The following is a 15,440-nucleotide window of genomic DNA, read 5'->3' as shown; positions in this document are numbered from 1 at the left end:
TAAAAACAGGTATAAACAGGGGGCAAGGGATGTTGCTAACAAAATTGCACGGTTTTAAGCTGTCAGCGCTCGGTTACGGGCTGGCACTGAGTTTCGCTCCACTGTTTATGGCGCAGGCCGATGAGCCAGCGGTCGTTCCTTCTGACAGCTCTGCTGTGAGCATTGAACCAACCAGCTCCCCAGACCAACCACTACCGCAATCTGCTGCTACCGCTACTATGGTGGGAGTGTTACCGCTAAATTCTACCGGCATGTCTGCCGCACAAAGCCGTTCTCAGCTCGTGGCGCATTTGCCTGCGGGCTACACCCCGGTTTATCTGAATGCGTTGTCTGCATTTTATGCTGCCCGCGAGATGAAACCGATGTGGGAGAATCGCGATGCCGTGAAGGCTTTCCAGCAGCAACTTGCCGAAGTTGCCATTTCTGGCATCCAACCACAGTTTACTACCTGGGTAGAACTGCTTACCGATCCGTCTGTCACGGGGTTATCGCGCGATATTGTATTGTCTGATGCGATGATGGGTTATTTGCAATTTGTTTATGGCATTCCGACGGAAGGCAATCGCTGGTTGTACAGCGCTAAGCCTTACAAGCTGCAAACTCCGCCTATCTCGGTTATTAACCAATGGCAAGTGGCGGTAGATCAAGGGACGCTAGTCAGTTTTGTTGAAACGCTAGCCCCTCAGCATCCGCAATACGCCAAGCTGCACCAGTCGTTGGTGCACTTACTCACTGACTCGCGCCCATGGCCTCAATTGACCAGCGCTGAAACTCTGCGTCCCGGCCAGTGGAGCAATGATGTTCCAGCGCTACGGGAAATACTCGCGCGTACCGGTATGTTGCAGGCCGAACCTTCGATTCCGTTACCTGAGCGTGACGGTGCTGCTAAGGCTGCGGTTGTCGTCAGTCCTTCAGCTATTCAGATAGATGGCGAGCAAACCGCGCAACAGACGCCAGATGCAGTGGCTGGGAAGAAAAAGAAATCAACTCCAGCTGTTCGAAGTGCCTACAGCAAAGAGTTGGTTGAAGGCGTAAAACGTTTCCAGAAATGGCAAGGTTTGGGTGTTGATGGCTCAATCGGGCAATTAACACGTGACTGGCTGAATGTCACACCGCAACAACGTGCGTCGCTGGTTGCATTAAACATTCAACGTTTACGTTTACTGCCGAAAAAACTCGATACCGGCATTATGGTAAATATCCCTAACTATTCTCTGAGCTATTACCTTAACGGCAGTGAAGTATTGGCTTCACGCGTCATCGTTGGACGGCCAGATCGCAAAACGCCAATGATGAGCAGTGCGCTTAATAATGTGGTCGTTAACCCGCCGTGGAATGTTCCACCAACACTTGCACGCAACGATATTTTGCCAAAAGTGCGCCAGGACCCAGGCTATCTCGACCGTCATGGTTACAGCGTGCTACGCGGTTGGAGTAATAATGCAGAAGCAATCGACCCATGGCATGTTGATTGGGAAACTATTACTGCCAGCAACTTGCCTTTCCGCTTCCAGCAAAAACCTGGGGTGCAGAACTCGTTAGGGCGTTACAAGTTTAATATGCCGAGTTCTGACGCTATCTATTTGCATGACACGCCTAACCACACCTTGTTCCAGAAAGATGCGCGAGCGTTGAGTTCAGGCTGTGTACGAGTCAACAAAGCCTCTGAGCTGGCAAGCATGTTGTTGCAAGATGCGGGCTGGAACGATGCCCGGATTTCGAGTCAACTGAAAGATGGCAATACTAAATACGTTAACATTCGCCAGACCATCCCGGTGAGTCTCTATTACCTGACCGCTTTTGTCGGTGACGACGGGCGCACGCAGTACCGTACAGATATTTACAATTATGATCTTACCGCGCGATCAGGCGCACAAATCCTTTCAAAAGCTGAACTATTAATCCGCTAAATGCAGTAATTCTAATGAATTAGCGGTCGTAATAATCGCTTAGCCCTTCCGGGGCCTCTACAGGGCCCGGTTTTACTGGGTTTTGCACGCCTTGACTCGCTTTGTTTTGGCGGTTAAGGTGCGGAGCAGTGCGCCCAAAGTGCATATTATTCGATCGTTTTTTACCTGTAGACCTGGACATCATGGACAAATTTGACGCAAACCGCCGCAAGCTGCTGGCGTTGGGTGGTGTGGCTTTAGGTGCCTCGCTGTTACCAACACAAGCGTTTGCCATGCTATCAACACCGCGCCCACGCATTCTGACTCTTAATAACCTGCATACCGGGGAGTCATTGAAGGCTGAATTTTTCGATGGTAAAGGCTATATTCAGGATGAATTAGCAAGGCTTAATCATTTCTTCCGTGATTATCGCGCAAACAAAATCAAATCCATCGACCCTAAATTGTTTGACCAGCTTTATCGCCTGCAAGGTTTGTTAGGAACCAACAAACCGGTGCAGCTGGTATCTGGTTATCGCTCCCTGGACACGAACAATGAGTTACGTGCCCACAGCCGAGGTGTAGCTAAAAAGAGCTATCACACCAAAGGCCAGGCAATGGATTTCCATATTGAAGGGATTTCGTTAAGCAATGTTCGCAAAGCAGCATTATCTATGCGCGCTGGTGGTGTAGGATACTACCCAAGCAGCAACTTTGTGCATATTGATACCGGGCCACTAAGGCATTGGTAAAACAACGGAATCCGGCGAGCGTTGCCGGTATTGGAGCGTCATGAACTATCACATTATTCCGGTCACCGCATTCGGCCAAAACTGTTCTCTGATTTGGTGCGAAGAAACTCAGCAGGCAGCATTGGTTGATCCTGGTGGAGAAGCCGAAAAGATCAAACAGCAAGTTACTGCGAAAGGCGTGACAATTACGCAGATCCTGTTAACTCATGGCCATCTTGATCATGTTGGAGCGGCTGCTGAACTGGCTGAGCACTATGGTGTTCCTGTGGTTGGGCCGGAAAAAGAAGACGAATTCTGGTTGCAGGGTTTACCCGCGCAAAGCCAAATGTTTGGCCTCGAAGAGTGTTTGCCGCTGACGCCAGATCGCTGGCTGAACGAAGGTGACACGGTGTCGGTAGGGAATGTGTCCCTCCAGGTTCTGCATTGCCCGGGCCATACACCTGGCCACGTTGTGTTCTTTGATGCTCAATCCCAGTTACTGATTTCCGGTGATGTGATTTTCAAAGGTGGAGTGGGGCGTAGCGATTTCCCTCAGGGTAATCATGCAGCACTCATCGACTCAATTAAACGTAAGTTATTGCCATTGGGCGATGATGTGACGTTTATTCCGGGTCATGGACCATTGTCGACGCTCGGTTACGAACGCCTGCACAATCCCTTCTTGCAAGACGAATTACCGGTTTGGTAAATCAGGCCGCAGAAATAGAAAGAGCCTCATTGTGCGGTAATGCCGATCAGTTAAGGATCGGTTGACCGATCCAGTGGCTGTGTAAGAATCCGGAAATGCTCACCCGTTTCCGGATTTTTTATGCATATCGCACAGGCTCTTGATCTCGTTTCACGTTACGACTCTCTGCGTAACCCAATGACTTCTCTCGGGGATTTTCTTGACCCGGAGCTCATCTCCCGCTGTCTTGCCGAGTCCGGCACTGTCACTCTGCGTAAGCGCCGTCTGCCGCTGGAAATGATGGTCTGGTGCGTTATCGGTATGGCACTCGAGCGTAAAGAGCCACTTCATCAAATCGTTAACCGGCTGGATATCATGCTGCCGGGTGACCGTCCCTTCGTCGCCCCCAGCGCCGTTATCCAGGCCCGTCAGCGGCTGGGAAGCGAGGCTGTTCGCCAGGTGTTCCTGCAAACTGCACCACTCTGGCATGGTGCCACGACTCATCCCCATTGGTGTGGCCTGACAATGCTGGCCGTGGATGGCGTGGTCTGGCGAACACCGGACACAGCCGAAAACGACACAGCGTTCCCGCGTCAGACGTATGCCGGTCAGCCCGGACTCTACCCTCAGGTTAAAATGGTCTGCCAGATGGAGCTGACCAGCCATCTGTTAACGGCCGCCGCTTTCGGCACGATGAAGGAAAGTGAATACACGCTGGCAGAGCAGTTGATAAACCAGACCGGCGATAACACCCTGACCCTGCTGGATAAAGGCTATTACTCTCTGGGCCTGTTGAACGCCTGGAGCCAGGCAGGGAAACAACGCCACTGGATGTCCCACTGAGGAAAGGCGCGCAGTACGAGGCAATACAGAAGCTGGGAAAAGGCGACCATCTGGTGAGGCTGAAAACCAGCCCGCAGGCGCGGAAAAAGTGGCCGGCGCTGGGAGAGGAAATGACGGCCCGACTGTTGACGGTCACCCGGAAAGGAAAAGTCAGCCATCTGCTGACCTCGATGACAGATGCGATGCGCTATCCGGGTGGGGAGCTGGCGGAGCTGTACAGCCATCGGTGGGAAATCGAGCTGGGTTACCGGGAAATCAAACAGACAATGCAACTGAGCAGGCTGACGCTGCGGAGTAAAAAGCCGGAGCTTGTGGAGCAGGAACTGTGGGGTGTGCTGCTGGCGTATAATCTTGTGCGTTATCAGATGATAAAAATGGCAGGCAGTCTGAAAGGTTACTGGCCGAATCAGCTGAGCTTCTCGGGATCATGCGGAATGGTGATGCGGATGTTGATGACATTGCAGGGGGCGTCACCGGGACGGATCCCTGAACTGATGCGGGACATGGAGAGCATGGCGCAGATGGTAAAGCTGCCGATAAGAAGAGAAAGAGCCTTCCCGAGAGTGGTAAAGGAAAGGCCACGAAAATATGGTAAAGCCTGGAACAAAAATGCCAGTCAGTTGCTTAACTGACTGGCATTACCGCATTGTGCGGCTCTTTTTTTATCTATTCTGGCTTACAGCACAGCGACAATCGCTTCGCATAGTGGCGCCATGTTGTCTGGAGTCATACCTGCTACGTTTACTCGGCCGGATGCTACTGCATACACACCAAACTCTTCACGTAAACGCAGTACCTGCTCTTTAGTCAGGCCGCTGAACGAGAACATGCCGTTCTGGTTGATGATGAAGCTGAAGTCGCGATTAGCGCCTTTCTCTTGCAGGGTATTTACAAACAGGTGACGCATACGCTGAATACGCTGGCGCATGTCGGACAGCTCTTGTTCCCAAAGAGTACGCAGGGCATCGTTGCTAAGAATCGTTGCTACAACCGATGCACCGTGAGCAGGTGGGTTAGAGTAGTTCGCACGTATCACAGATTTCATCTGGCTGAATGCACGGTCAACAGTATCTGCATCAGCAGCAACCAGCGTACACGCACCTACACGCTCATTGTAGAGCCCGAAGTTCTTGGAGTAGGAACTCGCCACAATCAGCTCTTGATGGCTTGCTGCGAAGATACGCAAGCCTTCTGCGTCTTCTTCCAGACCACGGGCAAAGCCCTGGTAGGCGAAATCGAATAGTGGCAACCAGCCTTTGGCCAGAGACATCTCTGCCAGGACTTTCCATTGCTCAGCTGTTGGGTCGATACCGGTCGGGTTATGGCAGCAACCGTGGAACAACACCACGTCGCCAGCTTGTGCAGCTTGCAGGCTGTTGACCAGGCCATCGAAATTCAGAGAGTGGTTCTGTGCATCGTAATAATCATACTCGCACACTTCCAGGCTAGCGGAGTTAAAGACGCTTTTATGGTTCGGCCAGCTTGGATTGCTCACCCACACACGTTTGGTTGTGGTGTTTTTAGCGAGGAAGTCAGCGGCAACACGCAGCGCGCCAGTACCACCTGGGGTTTGTGCTGTGCGAGCGCGTTTGTTAGCACTCAGAGCATTGTTTTTCCCGAACAGCAATTCCTGGGTGCAGCTACCAAACTCTGGAATACCGTCGATGCCGAGGTAGTTCTTGGTGCTCTCATTTTCCAGCAGATACTGCTCCGCCTTCTTAACACAGGTTAAAACCGGAGTTTTACCCGTTTCATCCTTATAAACACCGATGCCGAGGTTAATTTTAGTCGGACGGTCATCGACGCGAAACAGATCGGCCAAACCAAGAATTGGATCAGCAGGAGCAGCGGTAATGTTCTCAAACATGACGGGTTTCCATTGTGATATCGAGGGAGTAACGCTCTCAGGTTAACTGCTGTTTTAGCAAATGCCAACCGTTTGCAACAAAAAGAAACAGCCCCCGTCACAAGATAAGTTTTTCTACTTTTCAGGCATAAAAAAACAGGGCCGAAGCCCTGTTTTTAAATCATCCTTGCAACAAAGTTGCTGGATAATTAGAACTGGTAAACGATACCAACAGTGGTCTGGTCATCAGTTTCTTGACCAGTCGCTTGTGCGTAGCTGTTGTCGTCCAGCAGGTTAAATTTGTATGCCGCGTAAACGTTCATGTTTTTGTTGAAGTAGTACCAGGTACCGACTTCGACATATTTAACCAGGTCAGCATCGCCGCCTGCAAAGCCTTTACGACCAACAAGGTCCTTACCTTTAGACTGCACGTAACCCACGGATGGACGCAGACCGAAATCGAATTGGTACTGAACAACCGCTTCGAAGTTCTGAGTTTTGTTAGCGAAGTTTGCATCTGGTTCACGAGTCATGTTCTGCGTTTCTGCATACATAACTGCTGCGTACACGTTGTTTGCATCGTATTTAGCAGAAGTAGACCATGCTTCAGCTTGATCACCACTTGCGCCGCCGTTATAGCGAACACCCGCTGGAGTTGATGCTGTTTCTGCATTCTTTTGTGCATCGGTACGGTCAGAGTTTGCATAACCCGCAGCTACGCTGAAGCCTTCTGCAAAGTCATAAGTTACAGCAGTGCTGTAGCCTTCGCCGTTAGCTTTAGCGCCGTTACCACTCAGGCTAGCTGAGATTGGGGTACCAGTAGTGTCGTCATAGTTAACGGTAACTGGACTGTTACGATCGTTTTTGCCCTGGTATTGCAGAGCAAAGTTCAGACCGTCAACCAGACCGAAGAAGTTGCTGTTACGGTAAGTCAGAACACCATTAGTACGGCCAGTCATGAAGTTGTCGGTAGCAGCCCATGAATCGCCACCCCAAACAACGAACATATCGGTGTAAGCCGCTACGTCGTAGATTGCGCCATAGTTACGGCCGTAATCCAGGGAACCTGCATCACCAAATTTCAGACCAGCAAATGCCAGACGAGTATTTTGGCTCTGAGCGCCTTCCGGGTTGGAAGCGGTCATGTTGTATTCCCACTGACCGTAACCAATCATCTGGTCATTGATCTGGGTTTCACCCTTGAAGCCAATACGGGCATAGGTAGAGTCAGCGTTTGTGCTGTGACCGTTAGTCGTCCAGCCATGCTCACCTACAGCTTTACCATAGAAGTCCAGTTTGTTGCCGTTTTTGTTGTAGATTTCTGCAGCGTTAGCTGCACCGGCTACCAGCAGAGCAGGAATTAACACTGCCAGAATATTGCGCTTCATCATTATTTATTACCCTCATTAGGTTTTTTTGTAACACCTGCCACTGCCGTCAATAATTCTATACGGAACTATTGATGAGAGTTTGGTGTCTTTCTGTATCTGTCAGGCATCTTTCCATCCATGAAACCGTTTCGCTAGTCTGAAAGTGCTACAAACATCGAGAGTGAGTTACAAGAAGAAACTATGTGTAACTAAATGTGTATTTTATGGAACTTTGTGAACTAACTCAAACTTCTTAGCCGCTTCGTATGAAATTCGACCTTTCCATTCCTATATATATGAATTACTTATGTTTAATCCGTATAAGGAGAAACTTAGTGAATTCTTCGCTTACATTTGCACATTTCTCGAGTGTTTTTTGGATGTCCAGACGCCTGTGCGAATTTTGGCCGAATGTGCTAAGTCAAACATCAGAATGAAGATGCAAGCGGAAAGTAAGGTTATTTTGTGTTTGTCTGTTTCATGGACACAATTGGTAACGGGCAAGTTGCAGGAAGGGGTTGAAATTGACGTTTGTTTAACTTTCGTTGAAGAAAAAAGACGTTTGTACGACAGGCAGAAAAAAGGCCAGCAATGCTGGCCTTAGAAAAACGACTACTTAGAAGCTTGCGTTACGCGGTGTACGTGGGAATGGAATCACGTCACGAACGTTCTGAACACCGGTTACATAGGCAATCAGGCGCTCAAAACCAAGACCGAAGCCCGAATGTGGAACGGTGCCGTAACGACGCAGGTCGCGGTACCACCAGTAGTCTTCTTTATTCAGACCCATCTCAGCCATGCGCGCATCCAGCACATCCAGACGCTCTTCACGCTGAGAACCACCGATGATCTCACCAATGCCTGGCGCTAACACATCCATTGCAGCAACGGTTTTACCGTCTTCGTTAAGGCGCATATAGAACGCTTTAATATCTTTCGGGTAGTTTTTCACGACTACCGGTGCTTTGAAGTGTTGCTCAGCAAGGTAACGTTCATGCTCAGAAGAAAGGTCAACGCCCCAGTAAACTGGGTTTTCGAATTTCTGGCCACAATTCTCGAGAATTGTAACAGCGTCAGTGTAATCAACCTGGGCAAAATCAGCATCAATGAAACGCTGTAAACGTGCGACTGCATCTTTGTCAACGCGCTCTGCGAAGAACTCCATGTCATCCATGCGCTCATCAAGCACCGCTTTGAAGACATATTTCAGCATCGCTTCTGCCAGACCTGCTACGTCGTCCAGATTTGCGAAAGCGACTTCCGGTTCTAACATCCAGAACTCAGCCAGGTGACGGCTGGTGTTAGAGTTTTCAGCACGGAAGGTTGGGCCGAAGGTATAAACCTTGGACAACGCGCACGCATAGGTTTCGCCGTTCAACTGACCAGATACGGTCAGGAACGCTTCTTTACCAAAGAAGTCTTTATCGAAATCGACTTTGCCAGCGTCAGTGCGTGGCAGGTTTTCCATATCCAGCGTAGACACGCGGAACATTTCGCCTGCGCCTTCGGTGTCTGAGGCAGTAATCAGTGGTGTAGAAACCCAAAAATAACCTTGCTCATGGAAGAAGCGATGCAGCGCCTGGGCCAGAGTATGACGAACGCGTGCAACAGCGCCGATCATGTTGGTACGCGGGCGCAAGTGGGCAACTTCACGCAGATACTCAATACTGTGGCGTTTAGCCGCCATCGGGTATGTATCAGGATCATCAATCCAACCGGTCACTTCAACTTCAGATGCCTGGATTTCAAAGCTCTGGCCCTGACCGAGAGACTCTACAACTTTACCTGTGACAACGACTGAACAGCCAGTGGTCAGGCGCAGTACGTCTTCATTATAATTAGGCAGAGTATTATTAATGACGGCCTGTACAGGAGAGAAGCAGGAACCGTCATAGACGGCGAGGAAGGAGATACCAGCTTTTGAATCTCTACGAGTACGCACCCATCCGCGCACGGTGACTTCTTGGTCAACGGCTACACGGCCCTGGAGTACGTCGGCTACAGGCACAACGCTCATATTTTTCTCTCTATTAATTGGTCAATGACAAAAATAAATTACCCACAATGGGGGGTTATCTATGTTACCTGTCGCGAGCAATCAGACAAGTAGAAAAATCATCAGAGAGCAAGAAATACAATAAAGAAGGGGGCGTGGGGGGATAAATAGGAAAACTCATGGGCTCAATGAATATCACCCATGAGTTTATCTGAATCAGCTGGCTTTTTTAACCTGTGGCAAATCGAAGGCTTTACGCAGCGCACGGACAAACGCTTTGTCGTGGCAAATGGTTTTGCCCGGGCTGTCAGAAAGTTTAGCGACCGGCTTGCCGTTACACTCTACCAGCTTGATCACAATATTCAGCGGTTTCACATGTGGAATATCGCAGGTCAGGCGAGTACCGATACCAAAACTTAAATTGATGCGCGCTGCGAAGTGGCGATACAACTCAATAGCTTTTGGCAAATCCAAATTATCAGAGAACACCAATACTTTGGTTTTTGGATCAATGCCCAGCTTCTGATAATGCGCGATAGCTTTTTCGCCCCATTCGACTGGATCCCCTGAATCATGGCGCAATCCCTGGTATTGGCTGGCAAACGAGAGGTCAAAATCGCGCAAGAAGGCATCCATAGTGATGCAATCCGTTAATGCGATACCGAGTTTGTCAGGATACTCGTCAAGCCATGCCTGGAGTGCTGCACGTTGGCTGTTCGCCAGTGTAGGGCTGATTTGCTGATGTGCCTGGAACCATTCGTGGGCCTGAGTACCCATTGGGGTTAAATTCAGTCGATGCGCCAGATCGTAATTACTGGTACCGACAAACCACGTTTCTTGTTGCAGGCGGCTGACAATCGCCTCCTGAACTTCACGGGAGAAACGGCGGCGGGTACCAAAATCCATCAGACGGAATGTGGAAAGGTCGATATCTGCTGTCAGTTCTTTGAATTGAACCAGCTTACTTTCCAGACTCTCCAGCGCCATTTGCGGCGTGACGCCGGGTGAACGATGCTGATGCACCACTTCACTGATCACGGCCAGCAGCGGCACTTCCCACATAATTACTTCCAGCCAGGTGCCGGTCAGACGAATGTCTAAATGACCATTGTTATTGCGGATATGGACTGTCGAGGGGTCGTAGCGAAAAGTACGCAGCCACGCGAGATAATCTGCTTTAAAGAACGGCAGACTTTCCAGGAAGGTAAATTCCTCGTCGCTAAGCGCGAGGTGCTGCATTAAATCAACCTGTTCACGGATGTCATCTGCATAAATGCCCAGCAGATCGTCACCGCGGCAACGGAACTCGGCCGCGACGCTCACGTCGTGATAACGGTGGAAAACCGCCTGCTGCATATGAAGCTTATAGGCGTCAGTATCCAGAAGCGTTTGCAAAATCGGGGAAGCGTATCGTGTCATGGCGCGTTGCAGCATCCTCTCACAGGAGCGTTTCCATAAGGGCTAAGCAGATAAAAGACGCAGGAGTATACCCTGATTATCTGTTTATTAAACCTGGATCACAACACACGAACCGATCCGGGTCGATGGCAATTCGTGCCGCTTGTTATATAAATGTAGCAATATGCGCCAGATGCCCAGAAAAGTTGATGATTCAGCGTGGCAACATTTGGGCAACAGGAATATACCTTGCACCCTTTAAGTTACAAGGGTGTTGGCTGCTGTCCCTCACCCGAATCACTTACTTTAGTAAGTGATTCGGGATTCTTTCGATTGCCGCCTACCTGTATCTTAAAGTGACTTGGGTATAGACTGAACTCCGCAAACTTACGGATGATGTATAAGGTTTTTTATGACACAACAGCCACAAGCCAAATACCGCCACGACTACCGTGCGCCGGATTACACGATTACCGATATCGATTTGACCTTTGACCTTGATGCCACAAAAACCCTGGTCACTGCCATTAGCCAGATTACCCGCCAGGGCACCGCTGGTGCGCCGCTGCGTCTTGATGGTGAAGATCTGACACTGGTTTCAATTGATGTGAATGGTGCGGCCTGGGAGCATTACCGCCAGGAAGAGGGCGCATTGATTATTGAATCGCTGCCAGAAGCCTTCACGCTGACCATCGTTAATGAAATCAGCCCCGCGACTAACACCGCGCTCGAAGGGCTTTATCTTTCAGGCGATGCGCTTTGCACTCAGTGTGAAGCCGAAGGTTTCCGCCACATTACCTGGTATCTCGACCGACCAGACGTTCTGGCGCGCTTCACCACCAAAATCATTGCCGATAAATCCAAATATCCTTTCCTTTTATCTAACGGCAACCGCATTGCCGAAGGCGAACTGGATAACGGTCGTCATTGGGTTCAGTGGCAAGATCCGTTCCCAAAACCTTCCTACCTGTTTGCGCTGGTGGCGGGTGATTTCGACGTCTTACGTGACTCGTTCAAAACGCGTTCTGGCCGCGATGTCGCACTGGAATTGTTCGTCGATCGCGGCAATCTCGACCGCGCTGGCTGGGCGATGACGTCTTTAAAAGCGTCGATGAAATGGGATGAAACCCGCTTCGGCCTGGAATACGACCTCGACATCTATATGATTGTCGCCGTCGACTTCTTCAATATGGGGGCGATGGAGAACAAAGGGCTTAACGTCTTTAACTCCAAATATGTGCTGGCCCGTGCAGAAACCGCGACCGACAAAGACTATCTCGACATCGAACGCGTTATCGGCCACGAATACTTCCATAACTGGACCGGCAACCGCGTGACCTGCCGTGACTGGTTCCAGCTAAGCCTGAAAGAAGGGCTGACTGTTTTCCGCGATCAAGAATTTAGTTCTGACCTTGGTTCACGTGCTGTAAACCGCATTCAGAATGTGCGCACCATGCGTGCCGCGCAGTTTGCTGAAGACGCAAGCCCGATGGCGCACCCGATTCGCCCGGACAAAGTCATTGAAATGAACAACTTCTACACACTGACGGTGTACGAGAAGGGTTCAGAAGTTATCCGTATGCTGCACACCCTGCTCGGTGAAGAGAACTTCCAGAAAGGGATGCTACTTTACTTTGAGCGCCATGATGGCAGCGCAGCAACCTGTGATGATTTCGTGCAGGCGATGGAAGATGCGTCGAACGTTGACCTATCGCACTTCCGCCGTTGGTACAGCCAGGCCGGTACGCCAGTAGTCACCGTGCATGATGACTACGACCCGGAAAACGAGCTGTACACACTGACCATCAGCCAGACCACGCCGCCAACTGCGGAGCAGCAGGAAAAGCATCCGTTGCATATTCCGTTCGACATCGAACTGTATGACAACGAAGGCAAAGTGATTCCGTTGCAGAAAAATGGTCACCCGATTCACCATGTGCTGAATGTGACCCAGGCAGAGCAGACATTTGTTTTCGATAACGTCTATTTCCAGCCGGTTCCGTCTTTGCTGCGTGAGTTCTCAGCACCGGTGAAACTGGAATACAAATGGAGCGACCAGCAACTGACGTTCCTGATGCGTCATGCGCGTAACGATTTCTCTCGTTGGGATGCTGCGCAAAGTTTGCTGGCGACGTACATCAAGCTGAACGTCAACCGCAGCCAGCAGGGCCAGCCATTGTCGCTGCCGCTGCATGTTGCTGATGCGTTCCGTGCAATTTTGTTGGATGAGAAAATTGACCCGGCACTGGCGGCAGAAATTCTGACGCTGCCATCGCAGAACGAAATCGCCGAGCTGTTCCAGAAAATCGATCCACAGGCAATTGCTGCAGTGCATGAAGCACTGACTCGTACTTTGGCAAACGAGCTGGCTGATGAGTTCCTGGCAGTTTATAACGCCAACAAACTCGATGCTTATCGCGTAGAGCATGCGGATATCGGCAAACGCGCGCTGCGTAATACCTGCCTGCGTTATCTGGCGTTTGGGGAGAAACAGCTTGCTGAGCAACTGGTGCGTAACCAGTTCGCAAGCGCTGATAACATGACGGACTCTATTGCCGCTTTATCTGCATCTGTTGCTGCGCAATTGCCGTGCCGTGCAGAACTGCTGGCCGCATTTGATGAGAAATGGCATCAGGACGGTCTGGTGATGGATAAATGGTTTGTGCTGCAAGCGACAAGTCCTGCGGCTGACACGCTGAGCAAAGTGCGTGAATTGCTAAACCATCGTTCATTCAGCATGGGTAATCCAAACCGTGTGCGCTCGCTGATTGGCGCGTTTGCCGCGGCTAACCCGTCAGCGTTCCACGCGCTCGACGGCAGCGGTTATCAGTTTATGGTGGAAATGCTCAGCGAGTTGAACCACCGTAACCCGCAGGTTGCGTCTCGTTTGATTGAGCCGTTGATTCGCCTCAAACGTTATGACGAGAAACGTCAGGGAATGATGCGTGCAGCGCTGGAACAGCTGAAAGGGCTGGAGAATTTGTCAGGCGATCTGTTCGAGAAAATTTCTAAAGCGTTAGCTTAATATCGCTTTTATAAGGTGGATGTCGCTTACCGCTAATCCACCCTACAAAAGTTTGACCAGGTCGGATTAGCGTAAGCGACATCCGACATAATTTAACCGGTGCGCACCACGCGTGCCAGTTCTTCTATAACATGCCGTTTCATCACTCGCTCTAACACCTGAGATTCCAGTTCAGCCAGCCGGACAGAGCCGAGCTTACGTGGACGTGGCAAATCTACCGTCAGATCCAAACCGATCTTTCCTTCTTCAATCAGTAACACTCGATCTGCCATCGCAACGGCTTCGCTAACATCGTGCGTCACCAGCAATACCGTAAACCCATGTTCCTGCCACAAAGAGACAATCAACTCCTGCATTTCGATACGCGTCAACGCATCCAGCGCGCCCAATGGTTCATCAAGCAACAACAGGCGTGGGCGATGAATCAATGCTCGCGCCAACGCGACACGTTGTTTCTGGCCGCCGGACAGGGCAGCCGGCCATTCAGTCGCGCGATTTGCCAGACCCACCGCTTCCAGTGCTTGAGTTGCCGCCTCTTTCCAGTTGCCTTTCAACCCCAGGCCAACATTGTTAATCACCGATTTCCACGGCAACAAACGCGCATCCTGGAACATCAAACGGGTTTCATCCTGGCTATCACGCAACGGCGCATTGCCCGCAATCAGTGAACCGCCATTTGGGTTTTCCAGCCCGGCCAGCAAACGCAGCAGGGTACTTTTGCCGCCGCCGCTGCGCCCAACCACCGCCACAAATTGCCCGGCGGGAATGTGTAACTCCAGCTCATCAAGAATCGTTTTATCGCCGTAGCGTTTAGTCACGCTGTTAAGGAGTAGGGGAATCCCCTGATTTAAACGAGCGGTATTCATGCGGTTTCCTCCTGTAACTGATAAGCCGGGTGCCAGCGCAACCAGACGCGTTCGAGCAATTGCGCGGCGATGTCAGCCAGCTTGCCGAGCAGGGCGTAAAGAATAATGGCGACGACAACCACATCGGTTTGCAGGAATTCGCGGGCATTCATGGCCAGATAGCCAATTCCTGAGTTAGCAGAAATTGTTTCGGCGACAATTAAAGTCAGCCACATCAGGCCCAGGGCGAAACGAATACCGACCATAATCGAAGGCAGCGCACCGGGCAGAATCACCTGGGCGAACAGACTAAAACCAGATAACCCATAACTGCGAGCCATCTCCAGCAAACCCTGGTCGATATTACGAATGCCGTGCCAGGTATTGATATAAATTGGGAACAGCGTGCCGAGGGCGACCAGGAAAATCTTTGCGGACTCGTCAATGCCGAACCATAAAATCACCAGCGGGATCAGTGCCAGGTGCGGGACGTTACGCAGCATCTGAATCGAACTGTCCAGCAAACGTTCCCCCCAACGCGACAGGCCGCTAATCAGCCCCAACACTAATCCCAGAGAGCCACCAATACTGAAACCGATCACCGCACGCCACGAACTTATCGCCAGGTGTTGCCACAATTCGCCGCTTGCGGAAAGACTCCAGAATGCGACCACCACTCCTTCCGGAGAAGGAAGGATGCGGCTGGAGAGCCAGCCAGCACTCGAAGAGATTTGCCAAATCGCGATAATGGCGACGGGCAGTGCCCATGGAGCCAGTCTCAACAACAGTTTGTGCGTTGAAAGGGTCAT

At 50.8% G+C, this 15,440-nt stretch carries 10 protein-coding genes and 1 pseudogene; 5 read left to right on the top strand and 6 right to left on the bottom strand.

What is annotated here, in order from left to right; all coding sequences use genetic code 11:
* Positions 1-29 precede the first annotated feature (29 nt).
* The 4 genes and pseudogenes from ldtD (at position 30) to GC128_RS00830 (ending at position 4,783) form a co-directional block, all read left to right on the top strand.
* A complete protein-coding gene (gene ldtD / locus GC128_RS00845) occupies positions 30-1,910 on the top strand; it encodes a L,D-transpeptidase (RefSeq protein ID WP_151992705.1) in 1,881 nt (626 codons plus the stop codon).
* Positions 1,911-2,092: 182 nt separating this feature from the next.
* On the top strand, positions 2,093-2,641 hold the full coding sequence (locus GC128_RS00840) for a YcbK family protein (RefSeq protein WP_034457197.1): 549 nt from the start codon (positions 2,093-2,095) through the stop codon (positions 2,639-2,641).
* A gap of 40 nt (positions 2,642-2,681) precedes the next feature.
* Positions 2,682-3,329, top strand: coding sequence for an MBL fold metallo-hydrolase (locus tag GC128_RS00835; RefSeq protein ID WP_151992704.1), 648 nt, complete (start codon positions 2,682-2,684; stop codon positions 3,327-3,329).
* Positions 3,330-3,449: 120 nt separating this feature from the next.
* A pseudogene (locus GC128_RS00830) lies at positions 3,450-4,783 on the top strand (IS4 family transposase).
* A 44-nt stretch (positions 4,784-4,827) separates the two neighbouring features.
* On the opposite strand, the gene GC128_RS00825 reads toward GC128_RS00830, so the two are convergent.
* The 4 genes from GC128_RS00825 to pncB form a co-directional block, all read right to left on the bottom strand.
* Positions 4,828-6,018, bottom strand: coding sequence for an amino acid aminotransferase (locus tag GC128_RS00825; RefSeq protein WP_151992703.1), 1,191 nt, complete (start codon positions 6,016-6,018; stop codon positions 4,828-4,830).
* 188 nt (positions 6,019-6,206) lie between these two features.
* A complete protein-coding gene (locus GC128_RS00820) occupies positions 6,207-7,385 on the bottom strand; it encodes a porin (RefSeq protein WP_193216210.1) in 1,179 nt (392 codons plus the stop codon).
* A 598-nt stretch (positions 7,386-7,983) separates the two neighbouring features.
* Positions 7,984-9,384: an asparagine--tRNA ligase gene (gene asnS, locus GC128_RS00815; RefSeq protein ID WP_151992701.1), complete on the bottom strand. Its 1,401-nt coding sequence runs from the start codon at positions 9,382-9,384 to the stop codon at positions 7,984-7,986.
* Positions 9,385-9,579: 195 nt separating this feature from the next.
* Entirely contained in the window at positions 9,580-10,782 is a 1,203-nt protein-coding gene (pncB, locus tag GC128_RS00810; RefSeq protein WP_151992700.1) for a nicotinate phosphoribosyltransferase, read from the bottom strand.
* Positions 10,783-11,173: 391 nt separating this feature from the next.
* On the opposite strand from pncB, the gene pepN reads away from it, so the two are divergent.
* Complete coding sequence (pepN, locus tag GC128_RS00805) at positions 11,174-13,786, top strand: aminopeptidase N (RefSeq protein WP_151992699.1); 2,613 nt, start codon at positions 11,174-11,176, stop codon at positions 13,784-13,786.
* 92 nt (positions 13,787-13,878) lie between these two features.
* On the opposite strand, the gene ssuB is transcribed toward pepN, so the two are convergent.
* Both ssuB and ssuC read right to left on the bottom strand, forming a co-directional pair.
* Positions 13,879-14,652, bottom strand: a complete 774-nt coding sequence (gene ssuB / locus GC128_RS00800; RefSeq protein ID WP_151992698.1) for an aliphatic sulfonates ABC transporter ATP-binding protein — start codon at positions 14,650-14,652, stop codon at positions 13,879-13,881.
* Complete coding sequence (ssuC, locus tag GC128_RS00795; RefSeq protein WP_151992697.1) at positions 14,649-15,440, bottom strand: aliphatic sulfonate ABC transporter permease SsuC; 792 nt, start codon at positions 15,438-15,440, stop codon at positions 14,649-14,651. The genes ssuB and ssuC overlap by 4 nt, the downstream gene beginning before the upstream one ends.

Origin of the sequence: Buttiauxella massiliensis (genome assembly GCF_902500225.1) — a bacterium.
Lineage (GTDB): Bacteria > Pseudomonadota > Gammaproteobacteria > Enterobacterales > Enterobacteriaceae > Buttiauxella > Buttiauxella massiliensis.
The sequence above is the reverse complement of the archived record's forward strand: the minus strand, read 5'-3'. Positions and strand labels throughout refer to the sequence as shown.

What these genes read in the sequence shown, in the direction of transcription:
- GC128_RS00820 (WP_193216210.1), bottom strand. Translation starts at nt 7,385, where the DNA reads ATGAAGCGCAATATTCTGGCAGTGTTAATTCCTGCTCTGCTGGTAGCC.
- GC128_RS00840 (WP_034457197.1), top strand. Translation starts at nt 2,093, where the DNA reads ATGGACAAATTTGACGCAAACCGCCGCAAGCTGCTGGCGTTGGGTGGT.
- pepN (WP_151992699.1), top strand. Translation starts at nt 11,174, where the DNA reads ATGACACAACAGCCACAAGCCAAATACCGCCACGACTACCGTGCGCCG.
- GC128_RS00825 (WP_151992703.1), bottom strand. Translation starts at nt 6,018, where the DNA reads ATGTTTGAGAACATTACCGCTGCTCCTGCTGATCCAATTCTTGGTTTG.
- asnS (WP_151992701.1), bottom strand. Translation starts at nt 9,384, where the DNA reads ATGAGCGTTGTGCCTGTAGCCGACGTACTCCAGGGCCGTGTAGCCGTT.
- ssuC (WP_151992697.1), bottom strand. Translation starts at nt 15,440, where the DNA reads ATGACCCTTTCAACGCACAAACTGTTGTTGAGACTGGCTCCATGGGCA.
- ssuB (WP_151992698.1), bottom strand. Translation starts at nt 14,652, where the DNA reads ATGAATACCGCTCGTTTAAATCAGGGGATTCCCCTACTCCTTAACAGC.
- pncB (WP_151992700.1), bottom strand. Translation starts at nt 10,782, where the DNA reads ATGACACGATACGCTTCCCCGATTTTGCAAACGCTTCTGGATACTGAC.
- GC128_RS00835 (WP_151992704.1), top strand. Translation starts at nt 2,682, where the DNA reads ATGAACTATCACATTATTCCGGTCACCGCATTCGGCCAAAACTGTTCT.
- ldtD (WP_151992705.1), top strand. Translation starts at nt 30, where the DNA reads ATGTTGCTAACAAAATTGCACGGTTTTAAGCTGTCAGCGCTCGGTTAC.